This window comes from Tumebacillus permanentifrigoris (assembly GCF_003148565.1).
Classification (GTDB): domain Bacteria; phylum Bacillota; class Bacilli; order Tumebacillales; family Tumebacillaceae; genus Tumebacillus; species Tumebacillus permanentifrigoris.
In genome coordinates this window covers 193,841-212,390 of the sequence record NZ_QGGL01000001.1, presented here as the reverse complement: position 1 = coordinate 212,390, position 18,550 = coordinate 193,841, and the positions used below count along the sequence as shown (strand labels likewise).

The window sequence follows — 18,550 nt, the reverse complement described above, 5'->3', positions numbered from 1 at the left end:
GCTCCCACCCACGGTCATACTAAAACTAGAAACTATGCCTTGGAGGGGTGGAACTATGTGGAAGAATGTGATGATGAAACAGATCTTGTTGATCACGGATGGGTGCTCGAACCGGGGGAGCAATCCGATTGAGGCTGCGAAGTTTGCTCGGCGGTTGGGGATCACGGTCAACGTGGTCGGGATTCTCGACGGGGGCGACTTGAACTCGGCGGGTCGGCAGGAAGTGCAAGCCATTGCCGAAGCGGGCGGCGGCATCTCGCGCATCGTCCAAGCCAAGCAGTTGGCGATGACGATGCAGATGGTGACCAAACACACCGTGCAGATGACGATCCAGCAAGTCGTCAACAAGGAACTTCGCCAGCTCATGGGCACCGACGCGGACGGACTGCCGCCGGAAAAACGCTCCGATGTCGCGGAGATGGTCGAACGCCTCGGCGACGAAGCACAGCTACAACTCGTGCTGGTCATCGACACCAGCGCTTCGATGCACGACAAACTTCCGACCGTTCGCGAAGCGATTCGCGACCTGAAAATCGGCCTCGACGTGCGCCACGGACAACACCAAGTCGCGATCCTCACCTTCCCCGGTCAGTCTGGCGAGGAAGTCTCGGTGATCACCGACTTCACGCACAACGCCAACCTGATCGATCTGATGAATGGCCTGCGTGCCAACGGAGGTACGCCGACCGGGCCGGCGATTGAGAAGGCGACACGCATGCTTTCACAAGAACTGATCGAACGACCCGCCAAGCGGAAGGATGATGGAGATGGCGACATGGCAGCATACGTTGTCTGATCCTTTTTTTCAAAAGGGCCAGATCGTCACCGGTCTATGGAACAAAAAACGCTACCGCATCGATGGCCTGCTCGGTAGCGGTGCCAACGGAGAAGTGTACCGCGTCACCTGTGACGGGCAGTACTACGCGCTAAAAGTGTCGGTGCAAGCGGCGGAGATCTCTTTGGAACATAAAATCTTAAAACAATTGCAGGGGGTGGCTCGGGGCGTCGACCTTGGGCCGCTCATCTTTGATTTGGACGATGTGCAGACGGCAAAGGGCAAGGCGTTTTTTTACGTCATGGAATGGGTGCGCGGGACCGACCTCGACGATTTTCTTCAAAAGAGAGGCCCGCACTGGACTCCCGTGCTGTTGCTCCAACTCTGCACCTATCTCGAACGCCTCCATACCCAAGGCTACTGCTTTGGCGATCTCAAGGCGGAGAACTGCCTCGTCGATGAGGGGCGGGGCGTGCTGCGGCTGGTCGACTTCGGCGGCGTGACACCATTTGGACGCGGGGTGAAGGAATACACCGAGTGGAACGACCGCGCATGGTGGGGACAGGGGAGCCGCTTGGCGGAGGAGAGTTATGATGTGTTCGCCCTCTCGATGCTGGTGATTCAACTGCTGGCCCCGGAAACGCGCAAGCAAGTCGGACAGATCGGGCCGAACTACTCGCTCGTCAAAAAATCAATCCTCAGCGATCCGCGCTTCGAGGACTGGCGCGGGCTGTTGCGCGGCGTCTGGGATGGGCGCATCCGCACGGTCGCTGCCCTGCGCGAAGCCTTGACCCCGCTGGTCAAAAAAAGCGTGGAGACCGAAAAGAAACGCAAAAACAAAAAAACGCGCCACCGCGATTGGACCGATTGGCTGTTGCTCGGTTCAGCGGCGGTATTGGTGTTGGTATTTTGTCAATTTATCCTCGCCAAATGAGGAAGGAAAGTTTGGCCGCGCCACGAAATCTAACGGGAATGAGCGTAGGACTATACTTAAGAGACAGGATGAGTGCTCATGAACAGCGAGCAAAGCCAAGACCGGGTGCTCGACCTCTGTTTGCGCGCAGGCGATCTGATGTTAAAACACGGTGCGGAGACGTCGCGTGTAGAAGAGACGATTGTGCGCATTGGTCGGGCGTCTGGTGCGAAATTGGTACATAGTTTTGTGACGCCGACGGGCATCTTCATTTCTGTCGGAATGATCGGTGCAGAGAAGACCGGTTTGATCCGGATTCGCACGACGTCCGCGATTAACCTGTACAAAGTCCACGAGGTCAACGACCTCTCCCGGCGGTATGAGCGCGGCCAGATGACGTTTGAAGAGATGTCAGACCGATTGCGAGCGATCCATGACGCGCCGCCACACTTCCGCATCCGCTGGCAGCATCTGGCGGCGGCCATTTCCAGCGGCGCGTTTGCGGTGCTTTTTGGCGGCGGGTGGCGCGAGTTTTTGATCGGTGCGATCTGTGGGTGGTTGAGCAACACCACGATGGACGCGATGTTTGACAACGTTCCGCGATTCTTGCGCGTGTTCACAGCGGCGCTGGTCGGCGTGTCACTCGCTGTGATGAGTGTAAAAAGCGGCTTTTCCAGCAACCTGGAAGCCGCTGTCATCGGGGCGGTCATCCCGCTGGTTCCTGGCCTCAGCCTGACCAATGCGATCCGCGACCTGATGGCGGGTGAACTGCTCTCCGGCGTCGCGCGGGCGAGCGAGGCGACATTGACCGCATTTGCAATCGCCGTCGCGGTTGCCTTGGTGCTGTCCTTCGCATCGTATGGAGTCGCGCGATGAGCGGGCCGTTCTCACTGGAACAACTCCCGCATTTATTGATGTTACTGCTGATGACGCTGCTCGCAACCATTGGGTATGCGGTGCTGTATCACGTGCCGAAGCGGGCGGCGCTGTGGGTTGGGATGGTCGGGATGATGGCGTGGTTGGCACAATACGTGGCGGTGCAGTACGGGGTATCGTCTGTCGGGGCTGCCTTTATCGGGGGCTTGATGGTCGCGGTGACGAGTGAGCTGTTGGCGCGCTTGATGCGGATGCCCGTGATCGTGTTCGTCGTCGGCGGCATCGTGCCGCTGGTGCCGGGCTCGTCCGCTTTTGCCACGATGCGCGAATTCGTCACCGGGCACGATCTCGAAGGCCTCGCCAAAGGGACGGAGACGTTCCTGATCGCCAGCGCCATCTCCGCGGGCCTTGTCATCGCCGGCACGATCATGCGGTTGGACAGGAGGAGACGGTATGAAAAAGCACCCGCTGATCGAACAGGTGCAGCAGAGCGCGATTGACCACAACCTGTTCGAACCGGGGGAAAAAGTCCTCGTCGCCGTCTCCGGCGGCGTGGACTCGGTCGTGTTGCTGCACGCGTTGCTGAGCCTCTGCGAGCAGTTTCGGATCACGCTCGCCGTCGCCCATGTGGATCACGGACTGCGCGGTGCGGAGTCGCAAGGGGATCGCGAGTTTGTGGAACGGCTGGCCGCTCAGCAGGGCCTGGACGTTTTTGCCAAAACGTTTGACGTCAAAGCCTATGCCAAGCGAGCGGGTCTGTCCACACAACTTGCGGCGCGCGAAGTCAGGTATCAGTACTTGAAAAAAGTGGCGAACCTCATCGGCGCCACCAAACTCGCCACCGCCCACCATGCGGACGACCAAGCGGAGACGGTGCTGATGCGCATCCTGCGCGGCACGTCGCTCAAAGGTCTCGGGGGCATCCCGACCCGGCGACGGGAGGAAGGGGCGGAGTTTGAGCTGATCCGCCCGCTTTTGCACGTCTGGCGAGCCGAGATCGAATCATATGCGCGAGACTATGGAATCCTGTACCGTGAGGACTCTTCCAATGCATCAACACACTATCTGCGCAATAAGATACGTATACAACTTCTCCCCGAACTCACGACAGCGTACAACGAGGGAACCAAGTCTCACCTCGTCCATCTCGCAGAGCAAGCGCGCGAGGATGACCAGTACCTGAGCGAGTTGGCGGAGAGGGAGTATCGGCGCATCTGCCAGACGGAGCGAGATGGCACAATCTCTGTAGACGTGCGGCTTCTCGGTGTGAGCCCGCTTCCTTTACAACGCCGGGTAATTACACTAATATTATATTATCTGCGCGGACATACCAGTCTATGGGAGCAGGTACATATCGAGAGCATCCGCTCTCTGCTTACGAATCGCTATCCGAGCGCGGAGTTGCATCTCCCGCACGGCATCGTCGCCCGCCGGGTGTACGACGCACTGCTTTTTACCACCACACAGGCGCTAGATCCTGTGCAGGAAGTTCCACCGGCACCTTATGAACTGACATCGCTCGGGCGACATGAACTCCCAGAGTATGGGATCGCGCTGGAGTTGACGGAGGTTGAAGGTGTGCCTTCGCGTCCTCTCGACGCGTGGACCGCCCATTTCAATGCTGATGAACTGTCCAGTTCGCGCATATACATACGGTCAAGGGCGGGCGGAGATCTCCTACGCCCTATCGGTTTACACGGCACCAAGCGCATCAGCGATGTGTTGGTGGACGCCAAAGTCCCCAAGTCTCGCCGCGCCACCTGGCCGCTTTTCTGCATCAATGACTCCATCGCGTGGGTCGTCGGCCTCACCCGTGGTCAAGCAGGACTCGTAACGCCCGAGACAGCGCGCACGCTCGTCATCCGGGCACACGTGCTCCCCGCACCCGGTCCACAGTCCTACGAACGCAGCGACCCGTTTTCAGGAGGTACTTAAACCCATGCATACAGACGTATCAGAAGTTCTCTTCACCGAACAGGCGGTACAAGACCGCATCCGTGAACTTGGCGCCCAGATCACGCGCGATTACGAAGGCAAGAACCCGTTGATTATCGGCATCTTGAAGGGGGCGACGCTCTTCATGTCCGATCTGGTCAAGCGCATTGAGATCCCGGTTGAGTTGGATTTCATGGCGGTATCCAGTTATGGACACTCCTCCGAATCCAGCGGTGTGGTTCGCATCATCAAGGACCTTGAACAGAGCATCGAGGGCCGGGATGTGATCATCGTAGAAGACATCATCGACACCGGTTTGACGCTGATCTACCTGAAAAACCTCTTGCAACAGCGCAAGGCCGCGTCCGTGAAATTGGTTACGCTTCTGGATAAGCCAGATCGCCATAAAGTGGACATCACGGCGGATTATCTTGGATTCACCGTTCCTGACCACTTTATTGTAGGTTTTGGTCTCGATTATGCTGAACGCTACCGCAACCTCCCCTACATTGGGGTGCTCAAACCAGAAGTCTACCAATCCTAGCACGGTGCCGAGAGGAGGTAAGAAATGAACAGATTTTTCCGCAATGCCGGCTTTTACCTATTGATCTTCCTGATCACCGTGGGTATCGTCAACTTCATCACAGGTGAGAAGGAACAGAAAAGCGAGATCACGTACAGCCAGTTCATTTCCAAGGCGCAAGCAGGGGAAGTGCAGGAAGTCAACGTCACCTCCGAAGGCCTGACCTTGAAGCTGACTGGTAAGTTAAAGGACGATAAAGAGTTCATTTCCCGAGCGCTGTTCAGCGAGGATTTCTCGACGAAGGTCAACAGCGACTTGATCAAGGCGAACGTCAAGATCAACGAACCCCAGAAGGAATCGGTCTGGCTGACTTTCTTGACCTCGATCGTACCGTTTATCGTCATGTTCATCCTGTTCTTCTTCCTCTTTAACCAAGCGCAAGGCGGCGGTTCGAAAGTGATGAACTTCGGCAAGAGCCGCGCCAAGCTCTACACCGAGGAGAAGAAAAAAATTACGTTTGAGGACGTGGCAGGTGCCGATGAGGAGAAAAACGAACTCGTCGAAGTCGTCGAGTTCCTCAAGGACCCGCGCAAGTTCGCCGCACTCGGCGCGCGCATCCCAAAAGGCGTGCTGCTCAACGGGCCGCCGGGTACCGGTAAAACCTTGCTGGCGCGTGCAGTTGCCGGCGAAGCAGGCGTTCCGTTCTTTTCGATCTCCGGTTCCGACTTTGTCGAAATGTTCGTCGGGGTCGGGGCATCCCGCGTCCGCGACCTGTTCGAAACTGCGAAAAAGAACGCGCCTTGCATCATCTTCATCGACGAAATCGACGCTGTCGGTCGTCACCGTGGCGCAGGTTTGGGCGGCGGTCACGACGAGCGTGAACAGACGCTCAACCAGTTGCTCGTCGAGATGGACGGCTTCGGTGCGAACGAAGGCATCATCATCATCGCAGCAACCAACCGTCCGGACATCCTCGACCCGGCGCTGTTGCGTCCGGGCCGCTTTGACCGCTCGATCATGGTCAACCGCCCAGACGTCAAGGGCCGTGAAGCGATTCTGAAAGTCCATTCCCGCAACAAACCGATCTCTCCGGATATCCCGCTGGGTGCGATCGCCAAGCGCACGCCGGGCTTCACCGGGGCAGACCTTGAGAACGTCTTGAACGAAGCCGCGCTGCTGGCAGCTCGCCAGAACAAGCGCTTGATCGAAACCACGGATATCGACGAAGCGATCGACCGCGTCATGGCCGGACCGGCGAAAAAGAGCCGCGTCATGAGCGAGCACGAACGCAAATTGGTCGCTTATCACGAAGCGGGTCACGCGGTTGTCGGTTACCACCTCGAACATGCGGACGAAGTTCACAAAGTCACGATCGTACCGCGCGGCATGGCTGGCGGCTATACCGTGATGTTGCCGAAGGAAGACCGCTACTTCATGACCCGTTCGGAGATGTACGACAAGATCTCTGGATTGCTCGGGGGTCGTGTCGCGGAAGAGATCGTCCTCAACGAGATCTCCACCGGGGCGCACAACGACTTGGAGCGCGTCACCGACATCGCCCGCAAGATGGTCACAGAGTACGGGATGAGTGAAAAATTGGGCAATCTCCAATACGGTCATCGCCAAGGCGGTCAAGTCTTCCTCGGTCGCGACATCAATGCGGAGCCGAACTACTCCGACACGATCGCGCTGGAGATTGACAAGGAGATGCGCCGCATCGTCGACCAATCGTACACCTCTACTCGTGAGCTGTTGCTCAAGCATCGCGACCAACTCGATCTGTTGGCACAAGCGTTGCTCCAGACGGAGACGATCGACAAAGCTACGATCGACTCGCTGATGGAGACGGGCGTCCTGCCGGATGGCTCGCGCGTTGATTTCAACGTGAACATTAAGGCGTCGGACGACACCCCTGAAAAGGGCGAATCCACGATTGCCGAAACGGTTGCCGAAGACGAAAAAAGCGAATAGTAGTTTGGAGAAAGGCACCTCTGCGCAGAGGTGTCTTTCTCTTTGCTTCTTGCGCAAAACAGGCAAAGTAAGTCGGTTCGTTGTAAATCGCGCTTGCTTTCTTGTTCTTAGAGTTAGTACAATGAAATAAATGATCCTTTGTATGACATAAGCAAGTAAGATTAGAATTTTAAGGAGTGAGAGCTGTTGCGATTGGCTGCCTTGGAAAAACAGACACCCGGTGTCAGGTTGGCCCGCCCGATTTTGGATGAGAAAGGACTCATCCTCGTGGGTACAGGGGTCGAATTGACCGCCTTTTTGCAGAAGCGGCTCATTGCAATGGGTATTACTTCCGTATATATTGAAGATGAGCGAACGGATGACATCGTCGTCGAGGATGTGATCTCCCAACAGACGCGACAGGAAGCGCTGCAGTTGGTCCACACCTCGATCCAGACCTTCACCGAGCCCGCGAAGCTGCCACGTCAGTTTCAACAGCAGCAGATCGGGCGGAAAATCCGCGACATGTTCGACATGATTTTATCCGAGATGAAATCAAAGCCGAACGCCACGTTCCACCTCTCGAACATCTACTCGACCGACAATTTTCTCTACCACCATTCGGTCAATGTCTCGATCATCGCGATGGCGATTGGGATGGAAATGGGACTGACCCAGAAGCAATTGCTGGATCTAGGGGTCGGCACACTTCTCCACGATGTCGGCAAACTGTCCTTGCCACAGGAGATTCTCAACAAACCAGGCCGACTGACCCCCGAGGAGTTCAGCGTGATCAAGCAACATCCGATGTTGGGCTACGAGATCCTGCGCCAACAGGATGACATCTCGCTGCTCTCGTCGCACGTTGCGCTCCAGCACCATGAGAAGATCGACGGCACCGGCTACCCGCGTGGCCTCAAAGGTGACGAGATCCACATCTATGCCCGGATCACCGCCGTTGCAGACGTCTACGAGGCGCTCACGGCGAACCGCGTGTACCGCAAGGGGGCACTGCCACACTTGGCGTTAGAACTGTTGCTTGGCTCCTGTGGGACGCACTTTCAGACGGACATCGTGCAAAAGTTTCTCAAGACCATCGCCATCTACCCGATCGGCATGACCGTGGTGCTCAGCAGCGGTGAAGAGGGTGTGGTGACGGCGGTACAAAGCAATCATCCTCAACGACCGACCGTGCGCGTTCTGCGCAATGCGAGCGGTGAGGACATCTGCAACCCGTATGAACTGAACTTGATGGATCACCTGACGACGATGATCGTGGGGTGTGAGCAGTAGAGACCAGAGACTATAGGGGGAAGCTTACGAATGGCTATGAAAAGCGATATCGAGATTGCTCAGGAGGCGCAACTACGACCGATCACTCAGATTGCGCAATCGATTGGTTTGTCAGAGGATGACATCGAGCCCTACGGCAAGTACAAGGCAAAAATCTCGCTCGACGTCTACCGCCGTCTACAAAAAGAGAACAAGCCAGACGGGAACCTGATCCTCGTCACCGCGATCTCGCCGACCCCGGCGGGCGAAGGCAAGTCGACCACGACGGTCGGCCTCGGTCAAGCGCTCGGTCGGAAATTGGCGGGCACTGGCAAGACTTCGATGATCTGCTTGCGCGAACCCTCGCTCGGCCCGTCGTTTGGCATGAAGGGCGGAGCTGCGGGCGGTGGTTACTCGCAAGTCGTGCCGATGGAGGACATCAACCTGCACTTCACCGGCGACTTCCACGCGATCACGGCGGCACACAACCTGCTGGCCGCGCTGATCGACAACCACATGCACCAAGGCAATGCGTTGCGCTTCGACGTGCGCCGCATCACGTGGAACCGCGTGCTCGACGTCAACGACCGTTCGCTGCGCCAAGTGAACATCGGCCTCGGCGGTGTGACCAACGGCATCCCGCGCGAGTCTGGATTCGATATCACCGTCGCCTCCGAAGTGATGGCAGTGCTCTGCCTCGCTGCTGACGAGCAGGATCTCAAGGAGCGCTTGAAACGGATGATCATCGGCTACAACGTGGACAAGCAACCGATCACCGTCGCAGACCTCGGAGCAGAGGGCTCGATGACGGTGTTGCTCAAGGACGCGATCAAGCCGAACCTCGTGCAGACGCTGGAACACACGCCGGCACTCGTGCACGGCGGGCCTTTTGCCAACATCGCGCATGGCTGCAACTCGGTGATCGCGACCAAGATGGCGCTGAAACTTGCCGACTACGTGGTCACAGAAGCAGGCTTCGGAGCGGACTTGGGCGCGGAGAAGTTTTTCCACATCAAGTGTCGCCAAGCGGGGATCAAGCCCTCTGCGGTGGTCGTCGTCGCGACCGTTCGTGCGCTCAAGATGCACGGCGGTGTGGAAAAAACCGACCTGTCCACGCAGAACGTGGAGGCCGTTCGTCGCGGTCTCGACAACCTCTCCAAGCATGTGGAGAACGTGCAGATGTTCAACATGCCGGTCGTCGTGGCGGTCAATAAATTCCCGACCGACACCGATGAGGAGATGAACGTGATCCGCGAGTGGTGCAACGAGTATGGCATCGCGGTTGCGCTGTCTGAAGTGTTCACAGATGGCGGTGCGGGCGGCGAAGAGCTGGCCGAGAAAGTCCTCGACATCGTGAACAACCGTCCAGGCGGGCTGATGTACCTCTACAACGAGGAGGACAGCATCGAGGTCAAAATCGACACCATCGTCCGGGAAATCTACGGCGGTCAAGGCGTGCAGTACGCACCGAAAGCGCTGACCACGTTGAAAAAGCTCGCGGAGATGGGGCTGACCCATCTGCCGGTCTGCATGGCGAAGACCCAGTACTCCTTCTCTGACAACCCGAACTTGCGCGGGCGTCCAGAGGGCTTCACGATCATGATTCGCGAACTGCGCATCTCGGCGGGAGCGGGCTTTGTCGTGGCGATTACGGGCGAGATCATGACGATGCCGGGCTTGCCGAAAGCGCCGGCCGCTTTGCAGATCGACCTGCTAGAGGACGGCAAAATCATAGGCTTGTTCTAATAAATGAGAACTCCCACGGGAACACTGCTCCCGTGGGAGTCTCTTTTGTGTCGTATGACAAAAGTTCGACAAATTGACAGCTACCGCGTTGCGAGTTAGAATGCATTCATATGGCATTTTTTAAAAGCCCATCCCAATTCTAAGGGGGCATTGTCCGCGATGAGCAAATTACAAGCTGTCCCGAATCGTGAACAAAATGAATTCTACATTGAACGCCTGCAACAGTTGAAAAAAGAGCGCAACGCGATCATCCTGGCTCATTACTACATGCGCCCGGAAGTACAAGCGGTCGCCGATTACATCGGGGATTCGTTTGGCCTCTCGCAAAAAGCGCGCGATACAGATGCAGACGTCATTTTATTCTGTGGCGTACACTTCATGGCTGAGAGTGCCAAAATTCTCAATCCAGATAAAATTGTATTGATGCCAGACGAACGCTCCGGTTGCCCGATGGCCGACATGGTCACGGGTGATGGTCTGCGCAAACTGAAAGCGGAGCACCCGAACGCGACGGTCGTGGCCTACGTGAACACCTCGGCTGACGTCAAGGCGGAGACCGACATCTGTTGCACCTCGTCCAACGCGCTCAAAGTCATCGAGTCTGTGGAATCGGACGAGATCATCTGGGTGCCGGACAAGAACCTCGGGCACTACGTGTCCCAGTTCACCGACAAAAAGATGATCATCTGGCAAGGCTACTGCAACACGCACGACCTGCTGACCCCGGAGGAAGTGTTGGAACTCAAAGCCCAATACCCGGACGCACCGATCGTCGTACACCCGGAGTGCCGTCCAGAAGTTGTCGCACTTGGCGACTATGTCGGCTCGACGACTGGCATCTTGAAGTTCTGCGCAGAGTCGAACTTCGAGCACTACATCGTCGCCACAGAGGAAGGCGTTCGCTACATGTTGGAGAAGGACAGCCCGGACAAGACCTTCCACTTCGCATCCCGCTTCATGGTCTGCCCGAACATGAAAGTACACAACGTCAAAAAGATGGTCCGCGCGCTGGAAACCATGCAGCCGCAGATCGAAGTCGATCCGGAAGTGGCAGCCAAAGCGAAACGCTCCTTGGATCGCATGCTCGAAGTCGTTCCGTCCAAAGCGTAATTCCAGACCGCTGTCGGTGAAGGAGATCAGACGATGTTCGCGAGATTTATTGCCAACGTTTCCCCGGATCAACCGCACGTCCACGACACGGACGTGGTGATGGTCGGCACCGGAATTGCGGGGCTGTACACCGCCCTCAAGATCGCCGAATACGCTGACGTCGTGATTCTGTGCAAAAAAGGTCTCACCGAGAGCAATACCAACTGGGCACAAGGGGGAATCGCAGCGGCCATCGCCGAGGGCGATTCCCCTGACTTGCATCGGGAAGACACCTTGATGGCGGGCGCGGGATTGAACTCGCTCTCCGCCGTCGATGTGTTGGTACACGAAGGCCCAGGTCTCGTGGCAGACCTGATTCGACTCGGCACGCATTTTGATACCGAAGGCGAGGACGAGCATCTCGCCCTCACGATGGAGGGCGCGCACAGCCGCCGCCGCATCCTGCACGCCAACGGCGATGCGACCGGTGCGGAGATCGTGCGAGCATTGGCGACCCAAGTTCGCAAAAACCCGCGCATCCGCGTGATCGAGAACGCATTTGCCATCGACTTGGTGACAGCGGAGAACGGTTCCTGCAAGGGCTTGCTCTACCAGTACGAAGGGAAGTTCTGCTACATCCGTTCCAAAGCGACCGTCCTCGCCACCGGCGGGGCTGGTCGCATGTACCGCTACACCACGAACCCAGACGTCACCACGGCGGATGGGTTCGCGATGGCGTACCGTGCAGGCGCACAGTTGCAGGACCTCGAATTTATCCAATTCCATCCGACGGTGTTGGTGTACCCAGGCGCACCACGCTTCTTGATCTCGGAGGCGGTACGCGGTGAGGGTGCCGTGCTGCGCAACGCAGCGGGCGAGCGGTTCATGCCCGCGTATCACCACTTGGAGGAACTCGCGCCGCGTGACATCGTGGCGCGTGCGATCGTCTCGGAGATTGAGAAGACCAAGTCCACCTACGTCTACCTCGACATCACGCACCAGTCGCCGGAGTTGATCAAGTCGAGATTCCCGACGATCTACGCGTTCTGCTTGAGCTATGGTCTGGACATGACGACCGACTGGATTCCGGTCGCTCCAGCGCAGCATTACGCGATGGGCGGTGTGAAAACCGACTTGCACGGCGAGACCAACGTCCGTCGCTTGTTCGCTTGTGGGGAAGTCTCTTGCACCGGTGTACACGGCGCGAACCGGCTGGCCTCCAACTCGCTGTCGGAGGCGATCGTGTTTGGCAAGCGGATCGCAGATCGGGTACAGGCCTTTTTGGATGAGCCTTGTGAACATATCGACCTGCCGTTCGTGCCGACGCGCTACCCAAGCCCGGTCGAGATGATCGAAGACCGCAAGTTGCACCTGCAAAAAGTGATGGTGCGCCACGTCGGCGTCAAGCGCACCAAGGAGTCGCTGGAACGTGCGCTCGCGGAGATGGGGCGTCTCGCGCCGATGTTGTCACATGCCTATAGCCAGCCGTCCGAGTGGGAGTTCATCAACCTGCTGACGGCGGCGATGCTGACGGCACAAGCGGCGTTGTTACGCGAGGAGTCACGCGGCGGACACTACCGCAACGACTTCCCCAAGCAAAATGAGCAGTGGCTGAAGCACATCGTATTCCAACATGGGATCGGTGTTATTGAAGAGGGGTGCTAACGAATGAAGCTGGATATTCGGGCCATCGAGAACATCGTGCGCAATGCACTAGAGGAAGACATCGGGTTCGGTGACATCACCACCAATTCGATCGTCCCGACGGACAAGCAAGGGCGCGGCGTGTTGATCACCAAAGAGCCGGGCTTCATCGCCGGGCTTGATGTTGCGGAGTTAACCTTCCGTTTGGTCGATCCGACCTTGACGATCACCCGTCATGTGGAAGACGGTGACCAAGTGCCGAAGGGCCAAATGCTGATGGAAGTCACGGGATCGGCACGTTCGATCCTGACGGGTGAGCGCGTGGCGCTGAACTTCCTGCAGCGCATGTCGGGAGTCGCGACCCGCACGGCGAAATTTGTCGACCTCGTGCGCTACTACAACGCCAAGATCGTCGACACCCGCAAGACCACCCCGGGGATGCGCGTGTTGGAGAAGTACGCAGTCGTCGTCGGCGGAGGACGCAACCACCGCTTCGGGCTGTTTGACGCGGTTTTGATCAAGGACAACCATATCGAGATCGCCGGGGGCGTGAAAAACGCGATCATGGCGGCTCGCCACCAGATCCCGCACACGATGCGCGTCGAGGTGGAAGTTGAGAACATGGAGCAGATCGATGAGGCGTTGGAAGTAAAAGCCGACATCATCATGCTCGACAACATGACGCCCGAGCAGATGGACGAAGCTGTAGAGAAGATCGCCGGCCGTGCGCTGGTAGAGGCATCCGGCGGTGTCACCGAAGAGACGATTGTCGAGATTGCCAAGACCGGCGTCGACTACATCTCGATCGGTGCGCTGACCCATTCGATCAAGTCGCTGGACATCTCGTTAGATATCGAAGCGAAGTAAAAGGAGTCAACCTCGATGATTCTCGTATTGGATGTAGGCAACACCAACATCACCCTCGGCGTCTACAAGGATCAAAAGCAGCTCGTACACTGGCGCATCGCGACGATTCGCGACCGCACGGAAGACGAGATGGGCATCCTGATCAAAAACTTGTTTGCCGACCGGGGCTTGAACCCGCAAGAAATCGAAGGCATCGCGATCTCGTCTGTCGTTCCACCGCTGATGTTTGCTCTGGAGCGCATGGCGATCAAATATTTCGGCCACAAGCCGATCATCGTAGGCCCGGGCGTCAAAACCGGATTGAACATCAAGTACGAAAACCCGCGTGAAGTCGGGGCTGACCGCATCGTCAATGCGGTGGCTGCGCTGGAGAAATACGGCGCGCCGCTGATCATCGTCGATTTCGGCACAGCGACAACCTTCTGCGTAATCAACGAAAAAGGCGATTACATGGGCGGCGTCGTCGCACCGGGGATCGGCATCTCGACGGAGGCGCTGTACAACAAAGCAGCGAAACTCCCGCGCATCGAGATCGCCCGCCCGGCGAGCGTCGTCGGCCGCAACACCGTCACGTCCATGCAATCAGGTGTGCTCTACGGCTTCACCGGCCAAGTGGACGGCATCGTCTCACGCATCAAAAAAGAATTTAACCTCCCGTTCAAAGTCGTCGCGACCGGGGGCCTGTCGGGTCTGATCGCCGCCGAGTCCTACGAGATTGAAATCAAGGATGATGAACTCACCTTGGACGGCTTGCGCATGATCTGGGACCTGAACAAAGAAAGCGGGGTATCGTAAGATGGCGGTAAGACCTGTAGTGTTAGAAGGGGAGCCCGTCCTGCGTCAAATCGCAGAACCGGTACTGGAAATCGACGCTGAAATTCACAAGCTCCTCGATGACATGGCGGATACCATGTACGAATACCACGGCATCGGCCTCGCTGCGCCGCAAGTGGGCGTTTGCAAGCGCGTGATCGTCGTCGACTACGGAGATGAGTACGGCGGTCTGATCGAGATGATCAACCCTGTGATCGCGGAAAAAAGCGGATCGGTCGTCGATGTCGAAGGGTGCCTGTCCATTCCCGGCGTGCGTGGCCATGTCGAGCGCTTCGACAAGCTCACGATCCACTTCCAATCTCGCGAGGGTGAATCCTACGAGATGAAGCCGGAGGGGTACTTTGCGCGCATCTTCCAACATGAGATCGACCATCTCGACGGAATCCTTTTCACCGATACTGCGATCGATACCTTCCCAGTTGACGAAAGTGAACAAGTTCCGGAGGACGAGCAGTAAGGGTTGTATTTTTTGCCTAGACGCGTCCTGCTGTGTGCTATACACTAGTGATAAAAGCCCTTGCTGTCTGCGAGGGCTTTTGTCTGTAAAAGTCCAATGAGGACAAGGAGTGACAGGCAGATGTCGGACAAACATTTGGAAGACACGGTCAGCAAGGTCGTCTCGCTGATGGAGCGGATGCTCGATTTGCAAGACCGCATGGTCAAGCAGATGGAGATGGTCACCGCGCAAGTCGAGGAACTGCAAGAACGCCTCGACGAGATCGCGCCCGTCGCCCCGAAAAGCGTCAGTACTTCACGACTGAACTAATTCTCAACTTCCCACGATTTCATTTCTGCCTAGGAACCATGCGAACGAAGATTCTGATTGCCAGAGTTTTCTGTCGTGTGGTAACCTACAAGTAGTATTGAAAACGTTTTCGGTTTCACATGCAAGAAAGCGTTTTCGGAGGTGAAATATCAGTGAACCCGACCATCAAGGATGTGGCAAAGGCAGCCGGAGTTTCGATCACGACCGTCTCGCGTGTGCTCAACCAATACTCGGACGTCAATCCGAAGACCCGCGCCAAAGTCCTCAAAGTGGTCGAGCAATTGGGCTACAAGCCCAATTCGGTCGCACGATCGTTGGTGATGAACCGCACGAACACAGTCGGTCTCGTCGTCTCCGATCTGTCGCGTTCGCGCAATGGGCATCACTTCATGTTTGAAGTGCTGTGCGGCATCAATGACCGCGTACAGGAACTAGGCTATGACCTCGTGCTGTTCTCCACCTCGACCACCGCGCAGAAGAAAACGCCCTACATGGATTTCGTCCGCCAGCGCCGAGTCGATGGAGTGCTGATGATGGGCATCCGCCTCGACGATCCGTATACACATGAAGTGGTGGCGGCCAGCGTCCCGAGCGTCTTGATCGATGTGCCGCTAACTTCACAGACTTGCTCCTATGTCAGCACCGACAACATCGCCGGCGCACGGATGGCGATTGAACATCTGCTCGAACTGGGCCACTCGCGCATCGGTTTCGTCAACGGACACGCCCAAGCTGCCGTCTCACAGGAGCGATTGCAAGGCTATCGGATGGCACTCGAAGCGGGCGGGATCGCCTATGATCCGCAACTGGTCTACTACGGGAACTTCGAGCAGGAGGATGGAGCGATCGGCACCGCGGAATTGCGGAGCCGCTTTGACGATTTGACCGCTGTGTTTTTTGCCTCCGACCTGATGGCACTCGGTGCCTTGAAGTACGTGCAGAACTTAGGCCTGCGTGTGCCAGAGAACTTGTCGATCGTCGGATTCGATGACATCGAACTCGCCGCGCTGATGCAGCCAATGATCACCACCGTGCGCCAGAAGCGCTACGAGATGGGCCGTTCCGCCGCCGAGTCGCTGATCCGCATCTTGGAACAGCAAGAGCAAGGGCGCGGCATCATCCTCCCACCAGAACTGGTCGTGCGGGAGACGACCGCACCGCACTCATAAGCTAACCAAAAACGCTTCCTTTGTCGGGAAACGTTTTTCTTTTAGAATCTATCGAAAACGTTTTCGGAAATAGGAGGTCGGGGATGAACTACCAAGTCATAAAAGAAAACGATCTGTTCTTGCTCACCAACAACCGTGGCGATGTCCTGCCGGGAAGTGACGAAATTCTCGGTCTGTTCACCGACGACACGCGCTTTCTCAGTCGCTTTGAAGTACGCATCGAGAACTTGGAGATGATCCTGCTCTCGTCGCGCGTGTCGCACGACTTCATCGGTACGATCAAGCTGACCAACAAGGAGCTCGTCGAGAACCAGGAGGTCAAAGTCTGGCGTGAATCGGTGGCGATGGAGCGCAAGCGTTTTGTCGCCCAAGGGGTGCTCTACGAGCAACTGAGCTTTCGCAACTACAACAACTACCCAGTTCCGCTCGCGGTGCGGGTAGAGGCGGCCTCCGACTTTGCGCACATGTTCACGGTGCGCGGCTACGAGGACGGAGCGAGTGGAACGCACCTCGCGACGGAGGCCGTCGCGGACGGGGTCCGTTTTGGCTATGACGGTCAGGATGGCGTCAAGCGCCGCACACACGTGCAAGCCACTCCAGTTCCGACAGACATATCAGCAGAAGGTTGGTTGTCTTTCCACTTTCAACTTCCCGCACATGGCGGCACCTACGAAATTTTGCTCACCGTCGTCCCGGAACTCGACGGCCGGCGCGCCCTCGTGCAAGATCCAGAGCAAGCCCTCGCCCGCCTCCAGCATTCCTACGCAGACTGGCGAACGGCCTGCACGGAAATCGTTACCGACAACGCGGCGTTCAACTCGCTCTACGCACGCTCCCTACACGACATGTTCGCCCTGCTGACCGATCTCGGTGATGGTCGGTTTCCCACGGCAGGCGTTCCGATTTTTGCCGTCCCGTTCGGGCGGGACTCGCTGATCGCCGCATGGCAGTTGGCGGCGATCCAACCGGAGATCATGCGTGGCACGCTCAAGACGATGGCGCGTCACCAAGGGACGCAGACCGATCCGTGGCGCGAGGAACAGCCGGGCAAGATCCTGCATGAGATCCGCTACGGCGAACTCGCCAACCTCGGCGTGATACCGCATGCGCCGTACTACGGCTCGATCGACGCGACCCCGCTGTTCCTCGTGCTGGCGGCGGAGTACTTCGATTGGACGGGGGATGAAGCGTTCCTGCGCGAACTGCTTCCGAACCTCGAAGCCGCGCTGAACTGGATCGATCAATATGGCGATCGCGACGGGGACGGATATGTCGAGTACTACCAAGAATCGAGCAAGGGCTGTGCCAACCAAAACTGGAAGGACTCCGGCGATTCGATGGTGCATCGCGATGGATCACTCGCCCAAGCACCGCTGGCCCCCTCCGAAGTCCAAGGCTACGTCTACGATGCCAAACTGCGTCTCGCGCGCCTGTTCGAGCATCTTGGACAGGGGGAAAAAGCGGACTCGCTCCGTCGCTCCGCCGCCGAACTACAAGTCAAATTCAGCACCGATTTCTGGATGGCGGACGCCCAATACGTCGCACTCGCCCTCGATGCGGACAAAAATCAGGTCGGCTCGATCGCTTCAAACGCGGGGCATTGCCTGCTCTCAGGGCTTCTCAACGCAGAGCAAGCGCGTGCGGTGGCTGACCGACTGCTGGCAGACGATCTGTTTTCCGGCTGGGGCATCCGCACCCTGTCCGCCCATGAGCAGGCGTTCAACCCGATGAGCTACCACAACGGGTCGATCTGGCCGCACGACAACTCGCTGATCGTGATGGGGCTGAAAAAGTACGGCTTCCACGCCCATGCCAACACCGTGATGCAAGGATTGCTGGCGACGGCGTCGCACTTCCCTTACGACCGCTTGCCCGAGTTGTTCTGCGGGTATGGGGCGGACGAAGACCCGGTGCCGTATCCGGTGGCCTGCTCGCCGCAAGCGTGGGCGGCGGGCACTCCGCTGACCTTTGTCCGCGTCATGCTCGGCTTAGTGCCGGATGTGCCGGGTGGTACGATCACAATCGCGCCGTCGCTGCCAGACGGCCTGAATTCGATGGAAGTTCGCAACCTGCGAGTGGGCAACGGGTCCCTCGACCTGTTGATACAAAAATACAACGCCAGCCACACCACTTGGAACGTGCTACGCAACACAACCGGACTGCAAGTCATCTCCGGTTAAAAACAAGGGGG

Annotated in this window: 17 protein-coding genes; all 17 read left to right on the top strand. The window is 57.5% G+C overall.

Annotated elements, in window-relative coordinates:
* The first annotated feature begins 55 nt into the window (after positions 1 to 55).
* The 17 genes from C7459_RS00965 to C7459_RS00885 all read left to right on the top strand — a co-directional run bounded on the left by C7459_RS00965 (position 56) and on the right by C7459_RS00885 (position 18,539).
* Positions 56 to 796, top strand: coding sequence for a vWA domain-containing protein (locus tag C7459_RS00965; RefSeq protein ID WP_109685343.1), 741 nt, complete (start codon positions 56 to 58; stop codon positions 794 to 796).
* Positions 768 to 1,709: a protein kinase domain-containing protein gene (locus C7459_RS00960; protein WP_170119190.1), complete on the top strand. Its 942-nt coding sequence runs from the start codon at positions 768 to 770 to the stop codon at positions 1,707 to 1,709. The genes C7459_RS00965 and C7459_RS00960 overlap by 29 nt, the downstream gene beginning before the upstream one ends.
* A gap of 78 nt (positions 1,710 to 1,787) precedes the next feature.
* Positions 1,788 to 2,564 (top strand): threonine/serine exporter family protein, encoded by a 777-nt coding sequence (locus C7459_RS00955; protein ID WP_109685339.1) that lies wholly within the window; start codon positions 1,788 to 1,790, stop codon positions 2,562 to 2,564.
* Positions 2,561 to 3,064: a threonine/serine exporter family protein gene (locus C7459_RS00950; RefSeq protein ID WP_109685337.1), complete on the top strand. Its 504-nt coding sequence runs from the start codon at positions 2,561 to 2,563 to the stop codon at positions 3,062 to 3,064. Before C7459_RS00955 ends, C7459_RS00950 begins: the two co-directional genes overlap by 4 nt.
* On the top strand, positions 3,018 to 4,499 hold the full coding sequence (gene tilS, locus C7459_RS00945) for a tRNA lysidine(34) synthetase TilS (protein ID WP_109685334.1): 1,482 nt from the start codon (positions 3,018 to 3,020) through the stop codon (positions 4,497 to 4,499). The genes C7459_RS00950 and tilS overlap by 47 nt, the downstream gene beginning before the upstream one ends.
* A gap of 4 nt (positions 4,500 to 4,503) precedes the next feature.
* Complete coding sequence (gene hpt, locus C7459_RS00940) at positions 4,504 to 5,043, top strand: hypoxanthine phosphoribosyltransferase (protein ID WP_109685332.1); 540 nt, start codon at positions 4,504 to 4,506, stop codon at positions 5,041 to 5,043.
* A 24-nt stretch (positions 5,044 to 5,067) separates the two neighbouring features.
* Entirely contained in the window at positions 5,068 to 6,993 is a 1,926-nt protein-coding gene (gene ftsH, locus C7459_RS00935) for an ATP-dependent zinc metalloprotease FtsH (RefSeq protein ID WP_109685330.1), read from the top strand.
* Between the two features lie 186 nt (positions 6,994 to 7,179).
* A complete protein-coding gene (locus C7459_RS00930) occupies positions 7,180 to 8,265 on the top strand; it encodes an HD-GYP domain-containing protein (protein WP_109685328.1) in 1,086 nt (361 codons plus the stop codon).
* A 30-nt stretch (positions 8,266 to 8,295) separates the two neighbouring features.
* Positions 8,296 to 9,990 carry a formate--tetrahydrofolate ligase gene (locus tag C7459_RS00925; RefSeq protein ID WP_245884356.1) on the top strand — a complete coding sequence of 565 codons (1,695 nt, stop codon included), beginning with the start codon at positions 8,296 to 8,298 and terminating at the stop codon, positions 9,988 to 9,990.
* A gap of 159 nt (positions 9,991 to 10,149) precedes the next feature.
* Positions 10,150 to 11,100: a quinolinate synthase NadA gene (gene nadA / locus C7459_RS00920; RefSeq protein ID WP_109685326.1), complete on the top strand. Its 951-nt coding sequence runs from the start codon at positions 10,150 to 10,152 to the stop codon at positions 11,098 to 11,100.
* A 33-nt stretch (positions 11,101 to 11,133) separates the two neighbouring features.
* Complete coding sequence (nadB, locus tag C7459_RS00915; RefSeq protein WP_109685324.1) at positions 11,134 to 12,744, top strand: L-aspartate oxidase; 1,611 nt, start codon at positions 11,134 to 11,136, stop codon at positions 12,742 to 12,744.
* 3 nt (positions 12,745 to 12,747) lie between these two features.
* Positions 12,748 to 13,590: a carboxylating nicotinate-nucleotide diphosphorylase gene (gene nadC / locus C7459_RS00910; protein ID WP_109685322.1), complete on the top strand. Its 843-nt coding sequence runs from the start codon at positions 12,748 to 12,750 to the stop codon at positions 13,588 to 13,590.
* A gap of 15 nt (positions 13,591 to 13,605) precedes the next feature.
* A complete protein-coding gene (locus tag C7459_RS00905) occupies positions 13,606 to 14,385 on the top strand; it encodes a type III pantothenate kinase (RefSeq protein WP_109685320.1) in 780 nt (259 codons plus the stop codon).
* Position 14,386: 1 nt separating this feature from the next.
* Positions 14,387 to 14,881, top strand: coding sequence for a peptide deformylase (def, locus tag C7459_RS00900; RefSeq protein WP_109685318.1), 495 nt, complete (start codon positions 14,387 to 14,389; stop codon positions 14,879 to 14,881).
* A gap of 120 nt (positions 14,882 to 15,001) precedes the next feature.
* Positions 15,002 to 15,190, top strand: coding sequence for a hypothetical protein (locus C7459_RS00895; protein WP_109685316.1), 189 nt, complete (start codon positions 15,002 to 15,004; stop codon positions 15,188 to 15,190).
* 152 nt (positions 15,191 to 15,342) lie between these two features.
* The gene (locus C7459_RS00890) at positions 15,343 to 16,359 is read left to right on the top strand and encodes a LacI family DNA-binding transcriptional regulator (RefSeq protein ID WP_109685314.1); all 1,017 of its coding nucleotides are present in this window, start codon (positions 15,343 to 15,345) and stop codon (positions 16,357 to 16,359) included.
* Positions 16,360 to 16,442: 83 nt separating this feature from the next.
* On the top strand, positions 16,443 to 18,539 hold the full coding sequence (locus C7459_RS00885) for an amylo-alpha-1,6-glucosidase (protein ID WP_109685312.1): 2,097 nt from the start codon (positions 16,443 to 16,445) through the stop codon (positions 18,537 to 18,539).
* The last annotated feature ends 11 nt before the right edge of the window (positions 18,540 to 18,550 follow it).